The sequence below is a fragment of the Lactobacillus sp. ESL0680 genome (assembly GCF_029392855.1).
Lineage (GTDB): Bacteria > Bacillota > Bacilli > Lactobacillales > Lactobacillaceae > Lactobacillus.
Genome location: NZ_CP113945.1, coordinates 1,265,091 through 1,289,455, shown reverse-complemented (window position 1 = coordinate 1,289,455; position 24,365 = coordinate 1,265,091). Strand labels below are relative to the sequence as shown.

Below are 24,365 nucleotides of genomic sequence, written 5' to 3'. Positions count from 1 at the left end.
GCTTTTTTTGCTTACAATTATTTATTTAAAAGCTAAAGCACCCATTGGGTCCCAAGGTAATAATTGGATTGGGTCCTTGCTGCCTTCGTCAAAGGCCTTTTTAAGGTCATCAGGTAAGAACTTCTTGTTGATAACAGCTTGGTAAACAAAGGAATCAAACCATGAATCACTCATGACAAAGTAACCCTTAAAACCAGGTTTAACACCCCATGAATTTTCAATCTTCCATTTAGTTGGTTTGTCGTTTACCAGGTCAACACCAGTGATAACCATGGCGTGATCCATCATACTTTCACCAGAGTCAAGCATGTCTGCCTTGGACATTGAGAAGTCAATATCAAACAATTCGTCACGCTTGTAAATATTGGTGTCTAATAAGCCAAGTTGGCGGTCAGAATCCTTGCCAACATTGGAACCGAACCAGACAACTTCGCCAGCCTTTAATTGCTTGATGATTAATTCCTTCATTTCTGCAATCTTCAAGTTGAGGTGACGGACTTGGCGGCCACCGACAACATTGCCAAGATACTCAACAGAAAAGACCTTGTGATAAGGCTTATCGCTTGTTGGTGCGTTAATAGTTGAGACGTGGTCTTCAAGGTTCATGCCGACATATTTGTCAAAGAATTCCTTTGGTGTAATAGCAGCGTCGCGGTGATAATTACCATCATCATCTTTGTATTCAAAGTCGAACTTGGTAGGTGGCACGCCGAGTGAAACAGACAAAATCCGGAAAACATCGTTTAACATTTCGTTTTTGCGTGTTTGAATTGCTTCTTCGGACTTACCTGCGTTAACCAAGTCGCGTAATTCCAATCCGTCTTTACGCAATAAGGTATTCAAGGTGTCATTTAATGCGCTTGAATTTGTCGCGTTGGCGGTTTCTGGATAAACGGTCTTAGGTACGATACCGTATTTTTGGATAAGACCACAAAGCATGTCCCATTGACCGCCGTCTTGTTGTGGGGTGGCAAATAAAAATGCTACTTTGCGATCGCCAAGTGGTTGTTCAGCTGTGGCAATAACGTTCTCGAAGAACCAGTTAGACTTTTCGAACTTGTCCCAGAAATTAGTAAAGTTTTGGGATAATTCAAAGTCCTTAACCTTGTACTCCTTTTGAAGTGGGTGGCGCATGGTGTTCAAAGCTGAGAACATCCAGCAGCGACCTGATTGTTTTTGGTCAGCTGGCTTACCCGTATCGATTTCAATTGAAAAAGTTGGGTCGAGGTCAATTTTGGTTTGGGTATTTTGACTAGCCTTAAAAATTCCATTTTCTTGTGCAGCATGACTGGCAATATTGATACCAGAGTGCTTAGCAAGGTCTTGGGTATAGTTATTGATAGCATCGTTTGTGATTTCTTTTGTCATAAAATTAGCTCCTCCTTGATAATTTGTCTAACTCATATTTTAGCCTATAACAGCACTAACGTCTATTGGCTGGATGGTAATTGATATATGTGAATGCTAAAAAATTATATAGATATTTTGGTTAATTGGGCAATATTTTTTATTAAGAACCTGTCTAGGAATAGTTGATTTATGGTATCTTATGTGAAAAGAGTAATATATTGGCTAAATAAAAGGGAAAAGCAATGAATTATAATTTGATGCCGGTTAAGTATTTTGTAGATGTTGTTCAAACACATGGTTTTATCTCTGCTGCTAAAAGAAATTATGTTTCTGAAACGGCTGTGAGTTCAGCGATTAAAAAATTAGAAAACGAACTAGGACATAAGCTGCTTAACCGAACAGCAGGGGAATTTTCTTTAACGCCAACAGGGGAACTTTTCTATGAGCGAGCTGTTGAAATTATTAATTCATATAGTGAAATTTGGCATAATCCAGATGAACATCCTGAGAAATTATTGCGGATTCATTTTTTACAGGGACTAGAAAGTCACGCTGCGCGGCTCGCTAATTGTCTGCCTGATAAGTATGTAGTTAGTTTTGATGAGGAAGCGTTCAACACCAGTATCAGCCGTCTACTTAAGAATAATTATGATATTTTAATTGGCTTTCAGCTTGAATTTGCTGGTAATAGTAAAGTGATTACTTTTCCGTTAGAGACAGTTGATTTTGACTTGGTATTCAATTCTAAGAGTGTAAAAAAGTATGACCAAAACCTAAAGAATTTGGCTAAAAACTCTACCATTTATATGCAAGATTGGAAGTCGACCGGAATTTTAAATATTCAAACTGCAATGTTAGAAGCTTATGCTCAAGAAGGTTGGAGCTATAAGGAAATAGCGGCCGTCAATGATTTTTCTGCTGCGTATTTAAATGTCAATTACAGAGGTGGATTGACAATGCTGCCTAGTACTTTTCAGTCTATCAATTATTGTGAAAATATTTACAGAATATCGCCTGAATATTTGAAGAATAAATTCGAAATCGTTGTTGCAATCAGTACCAGTAAACAAAAGGAATTGGCCCAATTAATAACTAAGGCAATAACTTTAAGTTATCAGCAGTAACTTTTATGTGTTAGCGGTTTCTTGTGATGTACTTTACAATTTAGATTGTAATAAAGGTCACAAGAAAGGTGGAATTTGAATGGAAACTATTTCTACGAAAGTAGTGGTTGTAGGTTCTGGGTCATCCGGGATTTCTGCAAGTTTTGAACTGTATCAACAAAAGGTTCCGTTTGTTCTGATCGAAAAAGGAAATAAAGTTGGCGGCGCTGGTAAGTTTGGTGCGCATGGTGTCTTTGCGATTGATTCTAGCCAGCAAAATAAGTTAGGCGTTAAGTATGATTATCGTGATGCCTTTCAAGGTTTAACAGATTACAATCATTTTTTTGTTAATGGTGAACTCTTAGCTAGATTTTTGAAAGAATCTGGAAAAAATATTGACCGGTTAACCGAAATGGGCTTGCCGGTAACTGTTGAACAGAGTGAGCAAAAGGCTCACTTGAATGATCCGCTTGTTTATCATAAGTTTAATAATTTTGCGGAAAAAATTGCCAATTGGGACAAATTACCAGCAAAGTTTGAAGCTGCTGGAAATCAAGTGTTAATGGAAACTGAAGTTACTTCTCTTGATTACGATCATGGTCTAAAGGCTGTGATTGCTAAAGACAAGACTGGTAAGCAAATTCGAATTGAAGCCAGCAAAGTGATTTTTGCTGATGGTGGCTATTGCGGCAGCGATGAAATGCTGCAGGAACGTTATTCAGATACTGCTGACTTATTGAATTTAGGAGAACATAAGTCAACAGGAGTTGGAATTCGCTTATCGCAAAAACTTGGTGCTGATTTGCGCCATAGTCCAGCTTTATTTGCTCATGGCTGCGCGCCAAGTATGCAGATTAACCCAATGAAGCGTGATAGCAGCGTCGAAACTTTAACCAATTTGCCGTTATTATGGTTAGACCAAACAGCTAATCGTTTTGTTAATGAAGATGTTGTTTATGACTTTGCCATGTGGGGCAATGCTGCACACAACGTTCATGGCAAATATTATGTTGTTTTAGACCAAGCAACGCTTGATTACTTTAAGGATCATGAAGTTGAGTTAGAAGATACGTTTGAAAGACAATTCTGCGAGGTTGGTGAAGAACCACGGACTGCGGTTGGTCCACTGCCAAATATTCAACAAGACTTTGATAATGCTATTAAAACCGGTGAGGTTGTTAAAGCAGGTACACTTGAAGAATTAGCACAAAAGCTAAATGTTCCCGTTGAAGCTTTGAAGAGAAGCCTAGCTTCTTACAATCAAGCGGTTGAAGATAAACAAGATGACACTTTCTTAAAACCAGCTGCTGAATTGCTGTTTGGAGTTCATGATGGCCCGTTTTATGCAATTATTGAACATTGTGCAATTTTGGGAACTTTAGACGGTGTCAATGTCAATCGTAATTGTGAGCCGGTTAGAGAAGACGGTTCACCAATTAAAGATTTATATATTGTTGGCAATAATGTTAATGGACTTTACTCAGATGGTTATCCAAGCTATGAAGGGATCGCGAACGGCTTTGCCTTTGTCTCAGGTTGGATTGCCGCTAAAGAAGCAATTAAAAGTTTAAATTAGGAGGATACAAAAATGTTAAAAGATAAAGTTGCAATGGTTACAGGTGCTGCTCAAGGAATTGGTTATGCGATTAGTGAAGAATTTGCCATTCAAGGTGCTAATGTTGTATTGACGGACTACAATCCTAGCGTTATTGATGCAGCGAAAGATTTGGATAAAAAGTATGATGGCAAGATTACCGGCTTAGTTTTGAATGTTATGAAAACCGACAGCATTGTAGATAGTTTAAATAAAATTATCGATACTTATGGCAAGTTAGACTATGCCGTTAATAATGCTGGTGGTGGTGTGCTCAAGCCATTTGCTGAATTAACTGATGATGATTTTGATAAGACAATTAACCTTGATTTGCGCGGGACATTCCTATGTATGCGTGAAGAAATCAAAGTTTTCTTGAAGCAAGGTTATGGTTCAATTGTTAACGCCGGAGCCTTAGGCAGTATTTATAATCCAGGCGGAATGGGTGCTTATAACGCAGCCAAGAACGGTATTATGGGGATGACCCAAGCAGCAGCTGTTGATTACGCTGAAAATAATATCCGTGTAAATTGTGTTGCCCCAGGTTTAACTAAGACCCCATTAAACGACGGCGGCTTCCTTGAGAAGATTTTGCCGACAGTCCCAATGAAACGTTACGAAACAGCAGCCGAAGTTGCCAAAGTTTATGTCTTTGTAGCTAGCGAAGCAACCTTTATGACTGGTCAGACCATTCTCAGTGATGGTGGTGTTTCAGTTGGTTTGAAATAGGAGGCAGACGATGTTTCCTAAAAAAGCCCATTATGACTTAGTAATTGTCGGTGGTGGCCTATCAGGTTTAGCTGCAGCAGTAAGTGCTGGTGAACAGCACCTCGACACCTTAATAATTGAAAAAGGCCGCACGTTGGGCGGCGATGGTAATTATGTTGAAGGTGCGATGGGTGTAGATAGTTATTTGCAAAAGCAGGAGGGAATTACAATCGACCCGACTGAATTGTTGCAAGATGAATTAAATTATTCGCACTATGAAGCCAATGCCCCTCATTTAAAGAAATTTATTAACCACAGCGGCGCAATTATTGATTGGCTGCATGAATTAGGTGTTGAATTTGTCAAAGTTGGTCCGCAAGGAAAGAGCTGGCCAACAATTCATACCTTTAACGGTGGTGGCAAAGCCGCAATTGAGACTTTGCTGACCAAAGTTAATGAGTATGGCATTGAAATTGTTACCAGCATTGGTGCGCAAAAGATTTTACAACATAATGGTCACGTTTCTGGACTAATCATTAAAAATGAAGCAACTGGTCAAATGAGAGAATTATCAGTCAATGATGTTATTCTTGCGACAGGTGGCTATATTGATAATCCAGAATTAGTTAAAAAGCGGACGCCGCTTAATGATCGCTTATTGTCTGTTAGTGATGGCAAGTCAACTGGTGATGGGATGCAGCTAGCCTGGCAAGCAGGTGCCGAACATTATCAAATGGGCGCGATCCAATATGGTGGCGGCGCAATTCTTGATAAAACAAGACCACCGTTTGTCCACATGGCTTCACAACTGGCTGCTGCAGCTACACAAGAAGCAATTTTATGGGTTAATGAGCGTGGAGATCGTTTTGTCAATGAAGATGTTAATGACAATATGTGTCACGCTGGCAGCAGTATTTTAACGCAAGCACGGACTTTTTCAATCCTCGATCAAGCCGCTGTAGACCACTTAACTAATGTCGGTTTATATAAGGAGTTAGGTAATTCACCGGTTTCACCAGAAAAATTAGCTAATTTGACTGATGAAATTACCCGTGATCTTCAAAACAATGAGAAGTATTTAACTAAGGCTGATTCAATTGCAGAACTTGCGCAAAAGCTCAACTTACCTAATTTGCAGTCTACTATTGAGCGCTACAACAAGGTAGTGGAACAGGGTAAGGACAGTGATTTTGGTAAAGCTGCAGCTTATTTAACACCGCTTAAAGAAGGCCCATATTATGCTGTTGAACTTGGTGTTGGCATGGCATGTGCCCTTGGCGGCATCAGGGTTGATGACCATAATGCAGTCTTAAATAGCTATGGTTACCCTCTTGACGGTCTGTATGCTGTTGGGAATGACGCTGCCGGGATGTTAGTTGGCGATACTTACGCCGTTACTTTGCCGGGAAGTACTGCTGGCTATGCCGCCTTTTCTGGTCGCAATGCTGTTTTAAGTATTTGCAAAGGGAAGTGCTAACAAGTGAACGTTTCTAAACAATATGTTCTAAAAACACGAATTGGTGTTTTGGCAGTTAGTATGATTGGCATGGCTGCCTTAGCCATTACACCCTCATATGCGGCAATCGCGCAGCACTTTGCCCTAAATAATACTAGTGTTCAAATGCTGACCTCGTTGCCCAACCTGTTTATGATGGTTGCTGGACTAATAATTGGTAAATTGACGGCTGGTAAGATTAATTTGAAAAGTTTAACTGTCGGTTCAATTCTACTTGTTGTAATTGGTGGCTTATTACCATTGTTTTTCCATGAGAGCTTTATTTTCTTGATAATCTGTTCTTGTTTAGTTGGTTTGGGTCAAGGAGCTTGTACTAATTTAACGCAAGTCCTGATTTCACAAATTTTACCTAAAAAAGAACGGGAATCAACGATGGGCTTGTCCACCACGTTCATTAACATTGGTGGTGTTGTCTTTATCATGGGTGGCGGGCAATTAGCTGCCGCGAGCAGTTGGGTTAATAATTATTGGATTTATCTCTTTTCACTGTTAATTTTGCTGGTTGTCACTATGTTATTGCCAATGCATCCTAAAGATGTGTCTGATGATAATCACCAGACTAAAGAAGCAGGCAAGATCAAGCTAAACAAATATGTTTTTTACTGTGCATTGTGGGCATTTTTAACAATGCTGTTAAATAATGTTTTGAACAACAACATTTCCCTTTTTGTTGTTGAGCAGGGACTAGGGGCCACATCACAAGCCGCATTGACTTCGACAATTTCATTAATTGGTGGGATGCTCTGTGGTTTAATCGTTGGTATTCTTGGTAAGAAATTTAGATATTCGTCAATTGCACTGTCATTTTTACTTTATGGTATCTCCTATCTGCTGATTGGCTTTGTCCATTCATTAGTTATTGTCTTTATCGGCAGCTTCTTGGTTGGGGCAGCCATGAGTATCGCAATGGGACAGTTCCCCTACCTAATTTCAATTGCGGTTGACGACAGCACTGTCTCAATGGCGTTGGGAATTTATGTTGCCATTTATTCAGTTGGTGGTGTTGTTAGCCCATTTGTTATTAACCCATTAACGACAATGGTCAAGAATATTGGCTTTAATGTCTTTTCTGTTAGCGGCATCTTGGCAATTGTCATTAGTTGCTGTTGTCTGTTAGTTAAGTTTCAAAAGAATTTGGTCAAGAATTCCCTTAATTAAGTAAAATTATCTTATTAAAAAACTCGTAAGAATTATACTTGCGAGTTTTTTTCGTTTAATTATATTGTCGCTATTTTGCGGCTGGCTTGTGGTACCAAATTTCGTTAAATTCGGGATGCTTACTAAAGTAAGCAATTATCAGCGGGTCAAGCGGCCAAATTGGTCGCTGCGATTCTTGAGCAATTTTCAAGGCAATGGACATTTGCTCTGCTAAAATTTGCTTACTGTCAGCGGCTGGATTAATAAAGAAATGGTTCATTACCCAGACGGTGCCATCTTGGCGCTCAACTTTATCCATTGTCCAGTGACAAATAAGTATGTCGTCATCATCATAAATTTTAAAAAATTGGTGGGGATCATTAATGCTATACATGGGTGTGTCCTTTACAAAATAAGTTTGGCTTTTTACGTATTTATTATAGAAGATTTTAATTAAAGCCCGCAATCTATTGTAAAATAGTTTTGCAGAGTTTAAAGGGAGTAAATAATGAATAAAACAAGGGGCTTTGAGATTGTATCGAGTTATGAAAATAAAAATATTAATTTGCCAAGGCGGCAAACGATTGCTAGTGCGGGCTATGATATAGAAGCTGCTAAGGATATGGTTATTCCAAGTATTTGGCGCTTAAATTTTGTCCGGATTTTTCGCTTAATTAGAAACGGCCATCACTTATATGAACCTGATTACCAACTGGCAGATCAAATTTTGCAGCCGCTGCTGATTCCGACAGGAATTAAGGCATACATGCCCGATGATGAGGTCTTAGTACTGGCTAACCGGTCGTCCAATACCTTCAAGCGTAATTTGAGCCTGCCAAATGGTATCGGGGTAATTGACTCAGATTATTACAATAACCCTAACAATGAGGGTGAAATTTTTATGCAGGTAATTAATTACGGCGTGCGGCCGCTGCAAATTCGCAAGGGCGATCGAATTGGACAAGGGATTTTTGTGCAATACTTAAAGACAGACAACGATCTGCCTGTTAGCCGGCAGCGGACCAATGGCTTTGGCTCAACCAATGAGGAAGGAATCTAAATGGCAAAGATTAAGACTAAGTATAAATGCCGTTCGTGTGGTTATATCTCGGCTAGTTACTTAGGACGTTGTCCCAATTGTGGGGCATGGAACCAGTTTGAAAAGGAAACTGAGCAGGTGGCAGCGCGGTCGACTAAGGCTAGTCCAAGTAGATTAATTAAAAAAACGGGGGTTAATGAACCGGTCCGACTTGATAGTGTTAAAGCTGAAAGAGAAGAACGGATTCAGACTAAATCTGAGGAATTAAACCGCGTGCTTGGCGGCGGGATTGTACCCGGTTCGCTCGTTTTAATCGGTGGGGACCCAGGAATTGGCAAGTCGACGTTAATGTTGCAGATTATGAGTGACTTAGCCAATGATCACAAGGTACTGTATGTATCGGGGGAAGAATCGGCTAACCAAATTAAGCTACGTGCTAATCGCTTGGGCTTAGGTGCCAGCAGCATGTTGCTCTTTCCAGAAACCGATATGGAAGATATTCGTCAGCAGATAGCGGATGTTCAACCGGACTTTGTTGTTATTGATTCTATTCAGACAATGAATGAACCCAGTCTTGACTCAATGACGGGTTCAGCTTCGCAGGTGCGCGAGGTAACGAGTGAATTAATGAAAATTGCCAAGATGGATGCCATTACGGTCTTTGTGATTGGTCACGTGACTAAGGAAGGGACAATTGCCGGACCCAAAATTTTGGAGCATATGGTCGATACTGTGCTCTATTTTGAAGGTGATGAGCATCATGCCTACCGAATTTTGCATTCTGTGAAAAATCGTTTTGGTGCGGCTAACGAAATTGGCATGTTTGAGATGGTTAATGAGGGACTGCAGGAAGTTACTAATCCATCGGCAATCTTTCTGGATGAACGCTTGCCTAAGTCAACGGGCTCAGCAGTTGTCGTTTCGCTTGAAGGTACACGACCGCTATTAGCCGAAATTCAGGCGTTAGTGACACCGACCGCGTTTGGCTATGCTAAGAGAACAACGTCAGGAATTGATTATAATCGTGCGTCACTGTTATTGGCAGTTCTGGAGAAGCGGGGCAACTTAATGCTGCAGAATCAGGATGTATACTTGACCGCAACTGGCGGGATTCGCTTGAATGAACCTGCTGTTGATCTAGCAGTCGTGATGGCAATTGCTTCTAGTTATAAAAACCAAGAAATTTTGCCAACTGATTGTTTTGTTGGTGAAGTTGGTTTGACCGGTGAAGTGCGCCGAGTTAATAAAATTGAGGTTCGAATTAAAGAAGCTGCTAAGGTTGGCTTCAAGCGAATTTTTATTCCACGGCACAATATGCAGGCTAGTTTAAAGAATTTAGGGATTGAAGTAATTCCTGTTTCTAGTATTGCCCAAGCATTAAAACTGGTTTTAGGCTAGGAAAGATTGAACTTTTTTGCTATTACGGGTAAACTAAAATTGTTTGAATTTACTATTTTGAAAGAGGCATGAATTTTGGCAAAACAAAAAATTCGTGTAAGATATGCCCCAAGTCCAACGGGACACTTACACATTGGTAATGCACGGACCGCGCTGTTTAATTATTTGTTTGCGCGGCATACTAAGGGAACTTTAGTTTTACGAATTGAAGACACTGACTTGAAACGTAATGTCGAAGGTGGTGCGCGTTCCCAAATGGAGAACTTGCACTGGTTGGGCATTGACTGGGATGAAGGTCCTGATAAGGGCGGCGATTACGGTCCTTATCGTCAATCAGAACGTAAAGATATTTACAATAAGTACATCAAGCAGTTAATTGATGAAGGTAAGGCTTATTACTCATACAAGACTGAGGAAGAGCTGGAAGAACAACGTGAAGAACAACGAGCAATGGGTATTGCCCCTCATTATACTTACGAATATGAGGGAATGACTGCTGATGAAATCAAGCAGGCACAAGCCGATGCCGAAGCTAAAGGCTTAACTCCAGTTGTTCGAATTCACATTCCAGAAATGGTTACTTATGCTTGGGATGACATTGTTAAGGGTCACTTAAGCTTTGAATCTGATACAATCGGCGGCGACTTTGTTATTCAAAAGCGCGATGGGATGCCAACTTACAACTTCGCGGTTGTTATTGATGACCACTTGATGGAAATTACACACGTTCTGCGTGGGGATGACCATATTTCAAACACACCTAAGCAATTGGCTGTTTACCAAGCTCTTGGCTGGGAACCACCGAAGTTTGGTCATATGACCTTGATTATCAGTGCTGATACGGGTAAGAAATTATCTAAGCGTGATGAATCAGTATTGCAATTTATTGAACAATATCGTGACCTTGGCTACTTGCCAGATGCGATGTTCAACTTCATTACTTTGCTTGGCTGGTCACCCGGTGGTGAAAATGAAATCTTTAACCAACGTGAGTTGATTAAACAATTTGATCCAGAGAGGTTATCAAAGTCCCCAGCTACTTTTGACCAAAAGAAGTTGGAATGGATTAACAACCAGTACATCAAGCAGGCTGACCGTGATACCTTGCTAGATCTTGCATTGAACAACTTGCAAGAAGCAGGTCTAGTTGAACAAGACCCAACACCAGAAAAGATGGAATGGGTTCGGCAACTAGTTAACATTTACTCAGTCCAAATGTCTTACACTAAGCAGATTGTTGATTTGGCTAAAATTTTCTTCGCTGCACCTAAAGATTTAAGTGACGAAGAAATTGATGAAATTCGCAAGGATGAAGCTCGTCCGGTAATTGAAGAATTTAAGAAGCAACTTAATTTAATTCCGCGCTTTACAGCACCACAAATTATGAATGCAGTGCAGGCAACACGTCGTGAAACTGGAATTAAAGGTAGACGCTTGTTTATGCCAATTCGGATTGCGACAACTAGATCAATGGTTGGTCCTGGAGTGGGCGAGGCCATGGAATTGTTAGGCAAGGATAGAGTGCTTGAGCACCTTGATTTGACTTTGAAGCAAATGAGCGAAAACGGTCTGTAATTATTAATAATTAAAAAACTGACTTACTGTTGAAGTAGGTCAGTTTTTTTGCTGTTTAAGTATATATAAAACTATCTTTATGAGCAAAAATAAATTTATATAATAAAATTTTATATTTTGCTAGCTTTAATTTTAATAATTTAATATAATGTTAATAATACACTGAAGAAATGGGGTAAAGAAATGAACAAGCGTAAGCAAGCGAGCGATAAACTAGGGTTTATGGCGATCGTATTTTTAACAATTAACTTGATTATCGGGTCGGGAATCTTTTTGACACCCGGCACAGTAGTTAGACAGGTGGGCAGCAAGTCACTGCTCGTTTACCTATTAGCTGCAATTTTTGCAGCTGTATTGGCACTGCCATTTGCATCAGCATCAAAATATGTTAATAAATCCGGCTCCTCCTATGCTTACGCTAAAGCCGCATTTGGTAATAAATTTGGCTTTTATATTGGTGTTACCTGCTATTTTGCTAATGATGCCGTCTGGTGTACGAGTTCAGTCGGGATTGTTAAGGCAGTTATTGCGATTTTGGGTGGTAATCCCAATCGTTTTACGACAATTACTATTGGATTGTTGCTATTAATGCTGCTAGACTTAATTGTTAATCTGTTTGGTCAACGAATAACAAAATATGTTATGAATTTATCAACTATTTGTAAGACTTTATCGTTAGTTGTTTTAATTGTAGCCGGAGCAATTATTTTAATGACTGCCGGCAGCCACTATGATTTAAGTGCTGTTGACCGAATTCGTGAGGGTGGCAAAGCAATTGTCCCGACAGTGACAATCAGCACGTTTATGATGGCAGTTGTTTCGGCACTGTATGCCTTCTCAGGCTTTGAAGCGGTAGCTTCTGGTGCTGAAGATATGGAAGAACCTGAGAAAAACTTGCCACGGGCTATTCCACTAGCCGTGATCTTAATTGCTTTTATTTATATTGGCGTTTTGGCAGTGGCAATGCTGCTTAATCCAAGTGCGTTAATGAAAACAGATCAGGTTGTGGCGTTAGCAACAATTTTTGCTAATCCGCTGTTAAATAATATCATTCTGGCAGGGGCAGTAATCTCAATGCTGGGCATTAATTTCGCTTATAGCTTTAGTGCACCGCGTTTTCTGGAAGCAATGGCACGCGAGCATCAATTATCAACGAAGTTGACTAAGAGAACCAAGCGCAACTTCCCAATTAGGACGTTTTTTATTTCAGCGGCAATCACAACCTTGATTCCAATGGCCTTTCAATATGATTTGACCAATTTGGTTACTTTGGGATCAATCGTTAGATTTTTGGAATTCGCGGTAGTGCCGATTTCGGTTATTCAGTTTTATCGTGGTCGGACTAAAGAAAAAGTTTTGCCAGCCAATAAGAACTTTTTGACTGATGTTGTTGCGTCGGTCTTGTCCGTTATCATCGTGATTTTTATGTTAATTGAATATAACTGGCGGGTCCAATTCGGTACGATTGTGAATGGTCAAGTTGTGGGGATTAATTGGTATGCAATTTTAGCAGTTGCCTTTGGTTTTGTAATTTTGCCGCTATTGATGTATTTAATTTCTCGAAAAGAATGGCAAGAATTGGAATAGATATTTTGGATTGTTAGTAACACACGATTTCGATATTTTATCGAGGTCGTGTGTTTTATTTATACTTTGTAGAATACGAATGTAGTCATAAATGGTATAATAGTGATAACAGATTAGGGAGGAATTTTTATGACAGTTACAACAATTAGATTTCCGGAGAATGTGTATCGCAAAGTTAAAGAAATGGCTGATTTTGAAGGTGAGAATGTTTCTACATATATGAGAAATGCCATTACTGAAAAAGTAGAAGACCAGAAAGATTATCAAGAAGCAATTAAAATGCTAAATGAATCGACAGGAACAGTATCAGCTGAAGAAGTTAGAAAAATGGTTTTTGGCAAGTCAAATGGCGAAATTTAAGTGGGAATTTGATAAGGCAGGATTAAAAAAGTTTCGAAAACTTGATCTACAAGTTCAAAAAAGAATTATTACTTGGCTTGATAGTCACATTACAGGTTCTGAAAATCCTCGATTATGGGGAAAAGCATTGGAAGGTAATTTGCATACACTTTGGCGTTATCGAGTAGGTAAATATCGAGTTATTGCAGATATTCATGATGATAAGTTTGTGGTTTTAGTTATTAATGCTGATAAACGTAATGATGTTTATAAAAAGTAGTATGCTTAGGGGAGAATAAAAGTAACTAGTAAGTATTACTTTTAATATGTAATCTTAATCCATAATCAAATTAGTATTTTTTAAATTCTGTTCGATAATATTTTTGTTGTCAAAACCTTGCTAGACCAGCATGCAAAGAAACTTTGCTTGAATTTCATTTAATAGTTAAGCAAAATTAATTATGTAATGGAGGAGCAAGCAATGAAATTTGGTGAACATTTAAAACAGGCACGGCTGAACAAAAAATTAACACAGGAGCAAGTCGCGCAAGAATTTGCGATTACCAGACAAACACTTTCAAATTGGGAGAATAAAAAGTCCTACCCTGATATCAATAGTTTGATTAAGTTGAGTGATTATTATCAGCTTTCACTTGATGAATTATTGAAGGAAGATACGGGAATGCGGGAAACGCTGCAGAAGCGAGAAGTCGTTAGTAATCTGAAGCAAGTTAAAAAGAAATTGATAATTGCTGTTATCGTGTTGGGCATAAGTACAGGAATACTACTTGTTAAGAGTATTAACTTGACTATAGAAATTTTATCTTGGGTGGGTTACATGATGCTTTGTTCTGCCATGATAGATATTAATAATTTTGATGAGTCACAATCCTTAGGTCTGGAATATGGCTGGCAGAAATTTTTAATTAGTACCAAAGGTGCAATCATATTTGCAATAGTTTTAACTTTACTTAGTGTGAGTTTCTTTTATATGGGGCAAGTTAGAGGCGGCATTGCGTTAGCAGGATTAGGAGTCGCATTCTTAATGGGGTTATGGATATATCGCCATCGTAAACATTAGATTTTGCCAAAGTAATTAATGACGCAACAAGACCGAGCTAGCTGCTTAAAAGAAGACAATAAAAAACGTATTATCTAGTGGGGATAATACGTTTTTATGTTATTTTGCCGTTGTTCTATCGGGTATTGGTGACATCAGTAATGCAATTAGGTAACCATCCATAAAAAGTAGCTCGGAACTCCAATCCGAAAAATTAATGACTATTGAGAATAGTGCTATTCCTAGTCCAAAAAGTTCAAGTTTTTGTTCAAATTTCTGATTTTTAGTCATATCATCTTTTTTGATAGTTTTTCCGGCTGTTAGACGCTTGGAAAAAGACATGCCAAAGGATAATAAACCAATTGCTAGGTAGATAATAATACTAATTGGATCAGGATTTGGCCGCTCAATATAATAATAAATTCCAGCAACTATTACTTGTAAAAATGCGATTAATCACATTATTTGTTTTTTAGTTAATTTGATTTCAAACATTAGGTACCTGTCTCGTTTCTAATATGTATACTATATAATTTTAGTATTGATAAGAATATTATAGAATAAAATAATGCAACTGGAGCAAAAAATAATGTTATATTGTTAAATAAGAGTAGAGGTGCAAAAGATGTTTAAAAAATCGAAGAAGGCATTTGATCTATTAAAGTTTTTGCAGCAACAAAAATTGCCTAATGTCAATGAACAATCCATTATTGAGCAAGCGACTGTGAAGCTGCATCAGCGAGAGAACCCTTATTTAGTTAAAGCTGATGTGAAGTCTAGCTTGACTGAGCTTGCACTTAAAAAGCAATTGTCCAAAGAAGGGGTCCAATTGCTTACTCAGTTGAGTAAGCCAAATATTAATGAAGATGTTGCGCGAGCTTCGACAACTTGGTTTTAATAAATAAAAATGCTGTTTCAACTAGAAGCAGCATTTTTGTTTGTTAGAAGTTAAACTTGAGAAAAGCCCAACCACCATATTCGACGATTAACCATAGAAAGAAAATTCCCGCGGCAGAAAATAATTGTTTCCAAGTTGCGTTGTTGATGTCAAAAGTAAAAAAGCGCGCGCAATATGCAATTAGCATTGTAATCGCCGTAAGAACAGCACTACTAATGGCAGCTTTAATTGAACCAGAAAAGAAATATTGCCAATATGTATCTAAACTATAAAGTCCAATTATTAGGACACTTATATCCAGTTGATATTTATGATAAAAATTCTTGATTGTTGTTTTCATAATCTAACCTCAAACGTGTAAAAGATACATACTGAGGAACCGAACACCAACACAAACGGCTATATAAAGAAAAGCACAACCAGCCATCGCAAATAATTCATTCCACTCATTTTTATTAGGATCAATATGCTTTTCTACCCAGAAGCCGCCGACAATCATCACTATTGCAGATATCGCGTCAACTAAAAACATCTTAGGTGAGTGTCCTAAAGCCAAGCCAATAATGTCAAAAATAATATTGGTTATGGCGTATAAAATTGAATATGAAACTATCTGATGCTTATGATAAAAATTTCCAATTGTAATTTTCATATCTATCACCTTCATATATTATGTATTATGAATACTTGATATTAATATTATAATCCATAATTAAAAGCCGGCCGCAAAAATTTAATATATTTGTGGCTTTTTGAATCCACCGAAATATGGCAGGTAATTGTAACTGTTTGTACTTGGAGGTTAGCAAGTTAGCGTGATTCTGCTAAAATGAGAATAGCTATTTACAGAAAAGAGGCTGAACCATGAAAATTTATAATACTTTGACAAAAAGAAAAGAAGAATTTAAGCCGCTGGTTGAAGGACAAATCTCGATGTATGTCTGTGGGCCGACGGTTTATAATTACATCCACATTGGTAACGCCCGCAGCGTGATTGCCTTTGATACAATTCGGCGTTACTTTGAATATCGCGGCTACAAGGTGAATTATGTCTCTAACTTTACGGATGTTGACGATAAAATGATTAACGAGGCGCGAGCTGAAGGCATTACGGTGCCGGAATTAGCCGAGCGTTATATTAAGTTTTATCTTGAAGATACGGCAGCATTAAATGTAGAACCGGCAACTAAGCACCCACGAGCAACTCACGAAATTCCTGAAATTATCGAATTTATTGAACAATTAATCAAAAATGGTTATGCTTATGAAGCTGCTGGTGATGTTTATTATCGGGCTAAGAAGTTCAAGCATTATGGCGAATTAAGTAGTCAAAATATTGCCGAACTTGAAGAAGGTGCCTCTGAACATGTCAATGATGAGGAGCAGCAGCGTAAGGAAGATCCAATTGACTTTGCCTTGTGGAAGAAGCAAAAGCAGTCTGATGAAATTGCGTGGCAATCGCCATGGGGTTTAGGGCGTCCAGGCTGGCATATTGAATGTTCGGTGATGTCAACCAAGTATCTGGGCAAGACGATTGATATTCATGGTGGTGGCCAAGACTTGGAATTTCCACACCATGAGAATGAAATTGCGCAGAGTGAAGCCGCTACTGGACAAAAGTTTGTCAACTATTGGATGCACAACGGCTTTGTGACCGTGGGTCAAACAGAAGAAAAGATGTCAAAATCACTGCACAATTTTGTGACAGTTCATGACTTACTTAAAACTGTTGACCCGCAAGTGTTGCGCTTCTTCATGGCTAGCGTGCAATACCGCAAGCAAATTAATTATTCGCAGGAAAACCTGGAGCAAGCAGTAATTATTTTGCAAAGGTTTAAAAACACGCTGACAAACATTGCTTATCGCTTAGAAGATGCTACTTCTAAAGCTGAGTCGGCAGAATTGCGGCAGGCGTTAGAAGAAACAGAAACTAAGTTTGTGACTGCAATGGATAATGATCTCAATGTGCAGAATGCATTGGCGGCAATTTATGATCTATTGCCAATAGTTAATGCTAATACTAACGCTGAACAAGCAGATAAGGATGCATTAGCACACGCCAAGGAATTATTAGGTCAATGGCTTGGCGTTTTTGGGATTGATACGGCTAAATTAACTGAGCAGACACAAACAAGTGATGATGAGGAAATTACGGCATTAGTTGAAGCTCGCGACGAAGCTCGTAAAAACAAGGATTGGGCTAAGAGCGACCAATTGCGCGATCAATTAAAAGAACTGGGGATTACAATTCAAGATACCCCGCAGGGAACAAGGTGGACACGTGACTAAAATTAAAAAGTTAACGGAAGAAAAAGTTAACCCAGATACGCTTAGTGGACAAACGCTGGCATATTTGGGGGATGCTGTGTACGAATTATTTATTAGGCGCCATTTATTAAAGGGCGGCATTGTAAAACCGCAGGTCTTGCAGCGAGAAGCAACACATTATGTTTCAGCGAAGGCACAAGCTGCATTGATTACTAAAATGCAGGATGAGCAGATGCTTACTGAGGATGAATTGGCAACTTTTCGACGCGGCCGCAATGCTAAGACCCATACCAAGGCCAAAAACACGAGCTTAGCAACTTATCAGCTGTCAACAGGCTTTGAGGCTGTTTGGGGTTACTTGGATTTACTAGATAAAAAGGACCGCGTACGTGAATTAACAACGTGGTGTATTCAGACGGTTGAGGAAGGCGGCATTGATAACTATGACTTCAATTGATAAAGATTTTGTTTTCGGTCGGCATGCAGGTGTTGATTTTTTAAAAACACAGGATGCAGATCGGATTAACAAAGTGTTTTTGCAGCAAGGCGTGCAGGATAGTTTCGCTAATGAGGTCTATGCTTTAGCGAAAAAAAAGGGCATTGTTATTCAAACCGTCCCTAAAAACAAGCTGGATCGGTTAGTGCAGGGCGGCAATCACCAAGGTTTAGTATTGACTGTTGCCAGTTTTGAATATGCAGACCTTGAGACATTGCTCGATCAATTTGATGAGCAAGGCAAAGAACCATTTTTGTTAATGCTTGATTCAATTGAAGACCCGCACAATTTGGGCTCAATTTTGCGGTCAGCTGATGCGACCGGTGTTGATGCGATTATTATTCCTAAACGCCACGCAACGGGTTTAACTTCTGTTGTTGCCAAGACTTCTACTGGGGCAATTGATTATGTGCCAGTTGCTCGCGTCAATAATCTTGTTCAGACTAGTCAATTGCTGAAAAAGCGCGGCTACTGGTTGTTTGGCACAGATATGAAGGGCACGGATTACCGGCAATGGAATGCCAAAGGTAAGACAGTTTTGGTCATTGGCAATGAGGGTAAAGGCATTTCTCGTCTATTAAAAGAGCAAATGGATCAGATGCTTACTCTGCCAATGGTGGGACATGTTCAGTCACTTAATGCTAGTGTAGCAACCGGTGTTTTACTTTATCAGATGTTGAACAGCCGTAATCCACTTAAATAAAGATTAGGATAACCTGCAATTGCAGGCTATTTTTATGTTAGACGTGATAATTTTTTAAAATTAACGCGCTTTCAACAGAAGCTATTTTTTGTTTTTACAGCTTTTGGCAAATAAATTTAACTGCTAAGTCTGAACGTGAGTTCGATATTTTGCAACTAAAAAAATCAGTATTCTTCCCTTAATTAGTTTTTTGAAATTGCTATAAGGAGGAATACGATGCAATTGACAGAAGCATACGAACAAGAATTAATTGAGCAAGTTCAAGCGGGTAGTGACGATGCATTAATAAAGTTGTGCTACTTTTATCGGCCATTGATTAATAATATTAAGCAAAAATACTTTGTACGCTTTTATGACGACCAAGATTGGGATCAAGATGCACTGATTGTATGCTATCAAGCAGCCATGAGTTATGAGCAGAACAAAGGTAAATTCGGTAGTTATTTTAAGATTAGACTTCATAATCATGCCAAGTCATTGTTGCGCTATGATATGGCCTATCGGCGGCGCGCGTTTGCGCAGGCAACCTCACTTGAAACGGCTGCCGCAAAAGGCATTGAGCCATTACATCAGGAGACAATACAACTTGCGGAAATTCCAATTAGTGAAAAATTCGCTGAATTATGTACACAACTATCAGACTTAGAGATTAAAACCTTATTAATAGTTTTGGGTGTTTGGCATCAGGAAGAAGTATTGCAGAAGCTGCAGATTGAGCAGATAACTTTGGTGCGGGCACGCTCACGTTTAATGCAGAAAATGCGCAAGACATTATTGTAAGCAAGGATAATATTATATGTCTATCTAAATATGCGTTATAATATTCCTTGTAGAATAAATTTTTTAGGAGGTAATTAAGATGGCAGAAATTGAAAAAACTGCATTGTTAGATCGTCAGATGAAGGAAGTTTTTGACTGGAGTGATTCTGAAATTCCTGTTAGAGACGCTCTTTGGGATTATTTTATGGAAAAGAATGGTAGAGATACCATGAAGACAGAAGCAGATATGCTTCCATTCCTGAAAGATACTGACGAGAAAATCGAATCCTTCGTAAACGAAAATCTTAAGAAGTAAATCCGACTATTACAATGTTCTACGCCCGGTGGTTACGCATTAAGTTTGACCACTAGAAAAGCAGCTGCTCAAATGAGTAGCTGCTTTTTGCTTGGAAATTAATTTTAGGTAGCAATTAGTCTATGCAATTGCGCTTTTACTTATCGTGAATAAATTTCTTGACTAATATTAATTGCCCAGGTAGCATTTTTTTGTTAAAATAAAAGAGTTTGGAAGTGAGATTATGGCAGTGAAAAAAGCATCTTTGGCCTGCAGCGTCTGCGGCTCGCGTAACTACTCAATCACGGCAAGTAAAAATCGCACTCAACGGCTTGAACTGAAAAAGTTTTGTAAGCATTGCGGTAAAATGACTGTGCACAAGGAAACGAGGTAGGAGTTAATGATTAAGTTTTTTAAGAGCGTTGTTCAAGAAATGAAGTTAGTTACTTGGCCAACTGCTAAACAAAATCGTCACGATACAGCAATTGTCATCGTAACTTCAATCCTGTTTGCGGCATATTTGGGTCTGCTTGACTTAGCATTTAGTAGTTTGACACAGATAGTGATGTAAATAGAAATAATTTGGGATCCGTGTTATAATGGATTTCAGTTGAAAGAACCTCGGTGGAGGTTTTTTTGTTTGCCAAAAATTAAAAGGAGAACATAAGTTAAATGGTTGAAACAACAAGAAAGCAATGGTACGTATTGCATACTTATTCAGGTTATGAAGACAAGGTTAAGTCTGACCTATTATCACGTGCGCAAAGCATGGGGATGCAAGACTACATTTTTCGGGTAATGGTGCCTGAACAAGAAAAGATTGAAACGGTTCACGATAAGAAGAAGGAAGTCGAAGAAAAGATTTTCCCTGGATACGTTTTGGTTGAAATGGTCATGACCGACGAAAGCTGGTTTGTTGTACGGAACACCCCAAACGTTACGGGCTTTGTTGGCTCTCACGGTGGTGGTTCTAAGCCATCACCATTGCTTGATGAAGAAGTTAACCGCTTGCTGCGTCAGCAAGGAGAACCTGCTAAACGACCACAAATTGACTTTGAAGTTGGCGAAACAGTTACGATTATTGATGGTGCCTTTAACGGTGTTGAAGGTAAAATCACAGAAATTCAACCAGATAAGTACAAATTATTTGTTTCTGTTGACATGTTTGGTCGAGCAACTACCACTGAATTAGACTACGACCAAGTTAAAAAGATTGATTAAAGTAAGTTAGTATTGCAATTATCGGTAAACGATGATAAGATACTAAAGTACTTTTATTATTGTGGGAGGAGAAGTAGGTAACCTCTCCATTTTAACCACACACGGAATCAAGGAGGTTTTGACCGTGGCAAAGAAAGTTATTAACGTTGTCAAATTACAAATCCCAGCTGGTGCTGCAACACCCGCACCTCCAGTTGGTCCAGCTTTAGGTCAAGCAGGTATCAACATTGTTGGTTTTACTAAGGACTTCAATGCTAGAACTGCTGATCAAAAGGGCATGATTATTCCTGTAGTCATCACAGTATATGAAGATCGTTCATTCGAATTCATTACTAAGACTCCACCAGCTCCAGTATTATTGAAGCAAGCTGCTAAGATCGACAAGGCTTCTGGTGAACCTAATACCAAGAAAGTTGGTAAGGTAACCAAGGACCAAGTTAAGGAAATTGCTGAAACTAAGATGCAAGACCTTAACGCTGCTGATGTCGAAGCTGCTATGCGGATGATCGAAGGTACTGCTAGAAGCATGGGTATCGAAGTCGAAGACTAATCCTGTTATTTATAACAATTTAGGTGGGAGAGCCTGCGTGGGCTTGTTTGACCACATATTAAGGAGGAAATCACATGCCAAAGCATGGTAAAAAATATTTAGAAGCTGCTAAAAAAGTAGATTCAAAGAAATTATATTCAGTTGCTGAAGCAATGAAGTTAGTTAAAGAAACTTCATACGCAGGTTTTGATGCTTCAGTTGAAGTTTCATACAACTTGAGTGTTGACCCTAAGCAAGCTGACCAACAAATTCGTGGTTCACTTGTATTGCCTAACGGTACTGGTAAGACCCAAAAGGTTGTTGTTTTTGCTGAAGGTCCACAAGCTGAACAAGCTAAGGCTGCTGGTGCTGACGAAGTCGGTTCAGATGACTTAGTAGAAAAAGTTCAAAATGGTTACTTGGACTTCGACGTTGTTGTTGCTACACCAATGATGATGGCTAAGGTTGGACGTTTGGGTCGTGTACTTGGACCTAAAGGTTTAATGCCTAACCCTAAGACTGGTACTGTTACAATGGACATCGAAAAGGCCGTTAAGAACGTTAAAGCTGGTCAAGTTGAATACCGTGTTGACCGTCAAGCTGCTATTCATACAGCTATTGGTAAAGTTTCATTTACTGACGAACAATTAGTAGAAAACTTTGATGCTTTACGTGACGTTATCTTACGTGCACGTCCAGCAGCTGCCAAGGGTCAATATATTAAGAGTGTTGCTGTTGCAGCAACCTTTGGCCCAGGGATCAAGCTTGATCCATTAAACTTGGACTAATTTAAATAAGATTAATCATTAAAAGCAACTTACAGAAATGTGAGCTGCTTTTTTTGTATATTTTAAAGTGGTTATAATTTGGTCTGCTATGAATTCTTTGTTAAACTATAACAAAATCTAGTTTATATATTGAGGAACCATATGCATAAATTAAAATTGGGCAAATCGCTAATACTTTTTTTAGCATTGCCATTATTTTTGGTTGGTTGTAGTAAAGATCATGCCAAAATAACGATTGTTGGATCAAGTGCCTTGCAGCCATTGATTGAACAAGCAGGTAATGATTATCACTTAGCCCACCTTAATAGTAACATTATTGTTCAAGGTGGCGGGTCAGGTACCGGTCTCAGTCAGGTGCAAGCTGGTGCGGTTCAGGTAGGAACTTCCGATGTTTTTGCCGATACGCAAAAAGGGATTGACGCAAGTAAGTTGCGCGATTACCAAGTTGCTGTTGTCGGAATTGTGCCAATTGCTAATAAGGGTGTTGGCGTGTCCAATTTATCGCCTAAGCAATTAATGGCAATTTTTACTGGCAAAATCACAAATTGGCGTCAAGTTGGCGGTAAAAATCTGCACATTATTGTGATTAACCGTTCTCGTGGTAGTGGTACCCGTACAACTTTTGAAAACCTGATTTTAAAGGGGAAGGAAGCTGTTAATTCGCAAGAGCAGGATTCCAATGGTACCGTTAAAAAGATTGTCAGTACAACACCAGGAACAATTTCCTATATTTCATTTCCTTATGCAAATGATCCAAATATTCAAAAATTAAGTATGGATCATGTGCAGCCGACGAATCAGAATATTCCGACCAATAAGTGGCCGCTGTGGTCGTATGAACACATGTACACTAAGGGCAAGCCAGATAAAGAAACGGCTGCGTTTATCACTTATATTTTGAGTAAAAAAGTGCAGCGTGAGTTGGTACCTAAAATCGGCTATCTGAGCATTAATGAAATGAAAGTTACTCGCGATAGTCAGAATCGGATTACAAAAGTAGGTGGTGCGCATGAATAAGCACGAACAAGATTTGCAAGAAGTTGTCGATCAGGCAATTGCCCAGCAAAAAGTAGCGCATGTAAAATTTAAAAAGATTGATCCGGAGAGTGTTGATATTACCCGCTTAACTAGTCAATCTAAAGAAACGCGGCAAGAGCGCTGGGGTAAAGGATTGACCGCGTTAGCGATTGTAATTATTGCGATTTTAATTGTGGCAATTATTGGATTCGTTGGTGTACACGGGTTAGCAACTTTTGTTAACGATAAAGTAAACATTTTTCATTTTTTGTTTAGCAGCAGTTGGAATCCTAGTGCCGGCAAAGATCATGTTGGTGCTGCAGCGATGATTGTTACCTCCTTTGCGGTAACTTTGCTGGCTGCCTTATTAGCAACACCATTTGCGATTGCAATTGCCTTGTTTATGACAGAATATGAATCTGGCAAGCAAACTCGTTTTTTACAATCAGTCATGGAATTATTAGTTGGTATTCCGTCAGTTGTTTATGGCTTCTTGGGCTTGACCGTGATTGTCCCCGTAATTCGTACGATCTTTGGGGGCACAGGATTTGGTATCTTGGCAGCGACTTTAATTTTATTTGTCATGGTTTTGCCAACCATTACTTCATTAACGGTTGATGCCTTTAAGGCGGTCCCTAAGGACTTGCGGCAGTCTTCTGCAGCATTAGGGGCAACGCGCTGGCAGACAATCTACCATGTTGTCTTGCGTGCTGCACGTCCGCGGATTTTGACTGCAATCATTTTTGGGATGGCACGAGCCTTTGGTGAAGCATTAGCCGTTCAAATGGTAATTGGCAACGCGGTTCTGATGCCGTATAACTTAGTTAGTCCAGCGGCAACATTAACGAGTCAATTAACCAGTCAAATGGGCAACACGGTTATGGGCACGCTTCCTAATAATGCCTTATGGTCATTGGCTTTGCTATTATTAATTATGTCACTAGTGTTTAACTTCTTGGTTCGTCTAATTGGAAAGAAGAGGTAG

General features: G+C 39.1%; 29 protein-coding genes. 25 read left to right on the top strand and 4 right to left on the bottom strand.

Translation table 11 applies throughout. The features are described from left to right. Positions 1–21: 21 nt before the first annotated feature. A complete protein-coding gene (gene pepC / locus OZX58_RS06170) occupies positions 22–1,368 on the bottom strand; it encodes an aminopeptidase C (RefSeq protein WP_277140679.1) in 1,347 nt (448 codons plus the stop codon). Positions 1,369–1,592: 224 nt separating this feature from the next. Here pepC and OZX58_RS06165 point away from each other — a divergent pair, with 224 nt between their 5' ends. The 5 genes from OZX58_RS06165 (at position 1,593) to OZX58_RS06145 (ending at position 7,429) form a co-directional block, all read left to right on the top strand. Next, positions 1,593–2,474: a LysR family transcriptional regulator gene (locus tag OZX58_RS06165; protein ID WP_277140678.1), complete on the top strand. Its 882-nt coding sequence runs from the start codon at positions 1,593–1,595 to the stop codon at positions 2,472–2,474. Positions 2,475–2,553: 79 nt separating this feature from the next. Then, positions 2,554–4,029, top strand: coding sequence for an FAD-binding protein (locus OZX58_RS06160; RefSeq protein ID WP_277140677.1), 1,476 nt, complete (start codon positions 2,554–2,556; stop codon positions 4,027–4,029). 12 nt (positions 4,030–4,041) lie between these two features. Next, positions 4,042–4,776, top strand: coding sequence for an SDR family NAD(P)-dependent oxidoreductase (locus OZX58_RS06155; protein WP_277140676.1), 735 nt, complete (start codon positions 4,042–4,044; stop codon positions 4,774–4,776). A 10-nt stretch (positions 4,777–4,786) separates the two neighbouring features. After that, positions 4,787–6,232 carry an FAD-binding protein gene (locus OZX58_RS06150; RefSeq protein WP_277140675.1) on the top strand — a complete coding sequence of 482 codons (1,446 nt, stop codon included), beginning with the start codon at positions 4,787–4,789 and terminating at the stop codon, positions 6,230–6,232. Between the two features lie 3 nt (positions 6,233–6,235). Continuing rightward, a complete protein-coding gene (locus OZX58_RS06145; protein WP_277140674.1) occupies positions 6,236–7,429 on the top strand; it encodes an MFS transporter in 1,194 nt (397 codons plus the stop codon). A gap of 70 nt (positions 7,430–7,499) precedes the next feature. Here the strand turns inward: OZX58_RS06145 and OZX58_RS06140 are convergent, their stop codons facing one another. Further along, on the bottom strand, positions 7,500–7,802 hold the full coding sequence (locus OZX58_RS06140; protein WP_277140673.1) for a hypothetical protein: 303 nt from the start codon (positions 7,800–7,802) through the stop codon (positions 7,500–7,502). Between the two features lie 114 nt (positions 7,803–7,916). On the opposite strand from OZX58_RS06140, the gene OZX58_RS06135 reads away from it, so the two are divergent. From OZX58_RS06135 to OZX58_RS06100, 8 genes are all read left to right on the top strand, one after another. Then, complete coding sequence (locus OZX58_RS06135) at positions 7,917–8,468, top strand: dUTP diphosphatase (RefSeq protein ID WP_277140672.1); 552 nt, start codon at positions 7,917–7,919, stop codon at positions 8,466–8,468. After that, positions 8,469–9,845 carry a DNA repair protein RadA gene (radA, locus tag OZX58_RS06130; protein ID WP_277140671.1) on the top strand — a complete coding sequence of 459 codons (1,377 nt, stop codon included), beginning with the start codon at positions 8,469–8,471 and terminating at the stop codon, positions 9,843–9,845. A 75-nt stretch (positions 9,846–9,920) separates the two neighbouring features. After that, a complete protein-coding gene (gene gltX / locus OZX58_RS06125; RefSeq protein ID WP_277140670.1) occupies positions 9,921–11,420 on the top strand; it encodes a glutamate--tRNA ligase in 1,500 nt (499 codons plus the stop codon). Positions 11,421–11,603: 183 nt separating this feature from the next. Then, on the top strand, positions 11,604–13,007 hold the full coding sequence (locus tag OZX58_RS06120) for an APC family permease (protein WP_277140669.1): 1,404 nt from the start codon (positions 11,604–11,606) through the stop codon (positions 13,005–13,007). Between the two features lie 129 nt (positions 13,008–13,136). Then, positions 13,137–13,367 carry a DUF6290 family protein gene (locus tag OZX58_RS06115; protein WP_277140668.1) on the top strand — a complete coding sequence of 77 codons (231 nt, stop codon included), beginning with the start codon at positions 13,137–13,139 and terminating at the stop codon, positions 13,365–13,367. Then, complete coding sequence (locus tag OZX58_RS06110; protein ID WP_277141769.1) at positions 13,354–13,626, top strand: type II toxin-antitoxin system RelE/ParE family toxin; 273 nt, start codon at positions 13,354–13,356, stop codon at positions 13,624–13,626. Before OZX58_RS06115 ends, OZX58_RS06110 begins: the two co-directional genes overlap by 14 nt. A gap of 201 nt (positions 13,627–13,827) precedes the next feature. Further along, on the top strand, positions 13,828–14,427 hold the full coding sequence (locus tag OZX58_RS06105; protein ID WP_277140667.1) for a helix-turn-helix transcriptional regulator: 600 nt from the start codon (positions 13,828–13,830) through the stop codon (positions 14,425–14,427). Positions 14,428–15,031: 604 nt separating this feature from the next. After that, positions 15,032–15,304 carry a hypothetical protein gene (locus OZX58_RS06100; RefSeq protein ID WP_277140666.1) on the top strand — a complete coding sequence of 91 codons (273 nt, stop codon included), beginning with the start codon at positions 15,032–15,034 and terminating at the stop codon, positions 15,302–15,304. A gap of 43 nt (positions 15,305–15,347) precedes the next feature. On the opposite strand, the gene OZX58_RS06095 is transcribed toward OZX58_RS06100, so the two are convergent. Then, positions 15,348–15,644, bottom strand: coding sequence for a hypothetical protein (locus OZX58_RS06095; RefSeq protein ID WP_277140665.1), 297 nt, complete (start codon positions 15,642–15,644; stop codon positions 15,348–15,350). 9 nt (positions 15,645–15,653) lie between these two features. Further along, a complete protein-coding gene (locus tag OZX58_RS06090; RefSeq protein ID WP_277140664.1) occupies positions 15,654–15,956 on the bottom strand; it encodes a hypothetical protein in 303 nt (100 codons plus the stop codon). A gap of 212 nt (positions 15,957–16,168) precedes the next feature. Between OZX58_RS06090 and cysS the strand changes: the two genes are divergently transcribed. The 12 genes from cysS to pstC all read left to right on the top strand — a co-directional run bounded on the left by cysS (position 16,169) and on the right by pstC (position 24,365). Continuing rightward, on the top strand, positions 16,169–17,593 hold the full coding sequence (gene cysS, locus OZX58_RS06085; RefSeq protein ID WP_277140663.1) for a cysteine--tRNA ligase: 1,425 nt from the start codon (positions 16,169–16,171) through the stop codon (positions 17,591–17,593). Then, the gene (locus OZX58_RS06080) at positions 17,586–18,029 is read left to right on the top strand and encodes a ribonuclease III domain-containing protein (RefSeq protein WP_277130638.1); all 444 of its coding nucleotides are present in this window, start codon (positions 17,586–17,588) and stop codon (positions 18,027–18,029) included. The genes cysS and OZX58_RS06080 overlap by 8 nt, the downstream gene beginning before the upstream one ends. Next, complete coding sequence (gene rlmB / locus OZX58_RS06075; RefSeq protein ID WP_277141768.1) at positions 18,016–18,771, top strand: 23S rRNA (guanosine(2251)-2'-O)-methyltransferase RlmB; 756 nt, start codon at positions 18,016–18,018, stop codon at positions 18,769–18,771. The genes OZX58_RS06080 and rlmB overlap by 14 nt, the downstream gene beginning before the upstream one ends. A gap of 216 nt (positions 18,772–18,987) precedes the next feature. Continuing rightward, positions 18,988–19,551, top strand: a complete 564-nt coding sequence (locus OZX58_RS06070; RefSeq protein ID WP_277140662.1) for a sigma-70 family RNA polymerase sigma factor — start codon at positions 18,988–18,990, stop codon at positions 19,549–19,551. 79 nt (positions 19,552–19,630) lie between these two features. Continuing rightward, positions 19,631–19,846: a hypothetical protein gene (locus OZX58_RS06065; RefSeq protein WP_277130641.1), complete on the top strand. Its 216-nt coding sequence runs from the start codon at positions 19,631–19,633 to the stop codon at positions 19,844–19,846. Between the two features lie 223 nt (positions 19,847–20,069). Further along, the gene (rpmG, locus tag OZX58_RS06060; protein WP_277130642.1) at positions 20,070–20,219 is read left to right on the top strand and encodes a 50S ribosomal protein L33; all 150 of its coding nucleotides are present in this window, start codon (positions 20,070–20,072) and stop codon (positions 20,217–20,219) included. 6 nt (positions 20,220–20,225) lie between these two features. Further along, positions 20,226–20,396: a preprotein translocase subunit SecE gene (secE, locus tag OZX58_RS06055; protein WP_277130643.1), complete on the top strand. Its 171-nt coding sequence runs from the start codon at positions 20,226–20,228 to the stop codon at positions 20,394–20,396. 101 nt (positions 20,397–20,497) lie between these two features. Further along, complete coding sequence (nusG, locus tag OZX58_RS06050; RefSeq protein ID WP_277140661.1) at positions 20,498–21,046, top strand: transcription termination/antitermination protein NusG; 549 nt, start codon at positions 20,498–20,500, stop codon at positions 21,044–21,046. Positions 21,047–21,170: 124 nt separating this feature from the next. Further along, positions 21,171–21,596: a 50S ribosomal protein L11 gene (gene rplK, locus OZX58_RS06045; RefSeq protein ID WP_277130645.1), complete on the top strand. Its 426-nt coding sequence runs from the start codon at positions 21,171–21,173 to the stop codon at positions 21,594–21,596. 74 nt (positions 21,597–21,670) lie between these two features. Continuing rightward, positions 21,671–22,363 carry a 50S ribosomal protein L1 gene (gene rplA / locus OZX58_RS06040; protein WP_277130646.1) on the top strand — a complete coding sequence of 231 codons (693 nt, stop codon included), beginning with the start codon at positions 21,671–21,673 and terminating at the stop codon, positions 22,361–22,363. 141 nt (positions 22,364–22,504) lie between these two features. Next, complete coding sequence (locus OZX58_RS06035) at positions 22,505–23,380, top strand: phosphate ABC transporter substrate-binding protein (protein WP_277140660.1); 876 nt, start codon at positions 22,505–22,507, stop codon at positions 23,378–23,380. Further along, positions 23,373–24,365 carry a phosphate ABC transporter permease subunit PstC gene (gene pstC, locus OZX58_RS06030; RefSeq protein ID WP_277140659.1) on the top strand — a complete coding sequence of 331 codons (993 nt, stop codon included), beginning with the start codon at positions 23,373–23,375 and terminating at the stop codon, positions 24,363–24,365. Before OZX58_RS06035 ends, pstC begins: the two co-directional genes overlap by 8 nt.

Bases quoted from the DNA above. Each gene is read 5' to 3' on its own strand.
- pepC (WP_277140679.1), bottom strand. From the start codon at position 1,368: ATGACAAAAGAAATCACAAACGATGCTATCAATAACTATACCCAAGAC.
- OZX58_RS06165 (WP_277140678.1), top strand. From the start codon at position 1,593: ATGAATTATAATTTGATGCCGGTTAAGTATTTTGTAGATGTTGTTCAA.
- OZX58_RS06160 (WP_277140677.1), top strand. From the start codon at position 2,554: ATGGAAACTATTTCTACGAAAGTAGTGGTTGTAGGTTCTGGGTCATCC.
- OZX58_RS06155 (WP_277140676.1), top strand. From the start codon at position 4,042: ATGTTAAAAGATAAAGTTGCAATGGTTACAGGTGCTGCTCAAGGAATT.
- OZX58_RS06150 (WP_277140675.1), top strand. From the start codon at position 4,787: ATGTTTCCTAAAAAAGCCCATTATGACTTAGTAATTGTCGGTGGTGGC.
- OZX58_RS06140 (WP_277140673.1), bottom strand. From the start codon at position 7,802: ATGTATAGCATTAATGATCCCCACCAATTTTTTAAAATTTATGATGAT.
- OZX58_RS06135 (WP_277140672.1), top strand. From the start codon at position 7,917: ATGAATAAAACAAGGGGCTTTGAGATTGTATCGAGTTATGAAAATAAA.
- radA (WP_277140671.1), top strand. From the start codon at position 8,469: ATGGCAAAGATTAAGACTAAGTATAAATGCCGTTCGTGTGGTTATATC.
- OZX58_RS06120 (WP_277140669.1), top strand. From the start codon at position 11,604: ATGAACAAGCGTAAGCAAGCGAGCGATAAACTAGGGTTTATGGCGATC.
- OZX58_RS06115 (WP_277140668.1), top strand. From the start codon at position 13,137: ATGACAGTTACAACAATTAGATTTCCGGAGAATGTGTATCGCAAAGTT.
- OZX58_RS06110 (WP_277141769.1), top strand. From the start codon at position 13,354: ATGGCGAAATTTAAGTGGGAATTTGATAAGGCAGGATTAAAAAAGTTT.
- OZX58_RS06105 (WP_277140667.1), top strand. From the start codon at position 13,828: ATGAAATTTGGTGAACATTTAAAACAGGCACGGCTGAACAAAAAATTA.
- OZX58_RS06100 (WP_277140666.1), top strand. From the start codon at position 15,032: ATGTTTAAAAAATCGAAGAAGGCATTTGATCTATTAAAGTTTTTGCAG.
- OZX58_RS06095 (WP_277140665.1), bottom strand. From the start codon at position 15,644: ATGAAAACAACAATCAAGAATTTTTATCATAAATATCAACTGGATATA.
- OZX58_RS06090 (WP_277140664.1), bottom strand. From the start codon at position 15,956: ATGAAAATTACAATTGGAAATTTTTATCATAAGCATCAGATAGTTTCA.
- cysS (WP_277140663.1), top strand. From the start codon at position 16,169: ATGAAAATTTATAATACTTTGACAAAAAGAAAAGAAGAATTTAAGCCG.
- rlmB (WP_277141768.1), top strand. From the start codon at position 18,016: ATGACTTCAATTGATAAAGATTTTGTTTTCGGTCGGCATGCAGGTGTT.
- OZX58_RS06070 (WP_277140662.1), top strand. From the start codon at position 18,988: ATGCAATTGACAGAAGCATACGAACAAGAATTAATTGAGCAAGTTCAA.
- OZX58_RS06065 (WP_277130641.1), top strand. From the start codon at position 19,631: ATGGCAGAAATTGAAAAAACTGCATTGTTAGATCGTCAGATGAAGGAA.
- rpmG (WP_277130642.1), top strand. From the start codon at position 20,070: ATGGCAGTGAAAAAAGCATCTTTGGCCTGCAGCGTCTGCGGCTCGCGT.
- secE (WP_277130643.1), top strand. From the start codon at position 20,226: ATGATTAAGTTTTTTAAGAGCGTTGTTCAAGAAATGAAGTTAGTTACT.
- nusG (WP_277140661.1), top strand. From the start codon at position 20,498: ATGGTTGAAACAACAAGAAAGCAATGGTACGTATTGCATACTTATTCA.
- rplA (WP_277130646.1), top strand. From the start codon at position 21,671: ATGCCAAAGCATGGTAAAAAATATTTAGAAGCTGCTAAAAAAGTAGAT.
- OZX58_RS06035 (WP_277140660.1), top strand. From the start codon at position 22,505: ATGCATAAATTAAAATTGGGCAAATCGCTAATACTTTTTTTAGCATTG.
- pstC (WP_277140659.1), top strand. From the start codon at position 23,373: ATGAATAAGCACGAACAAGATTTGCAAGAAGTTGTCGATCAGGCAATT.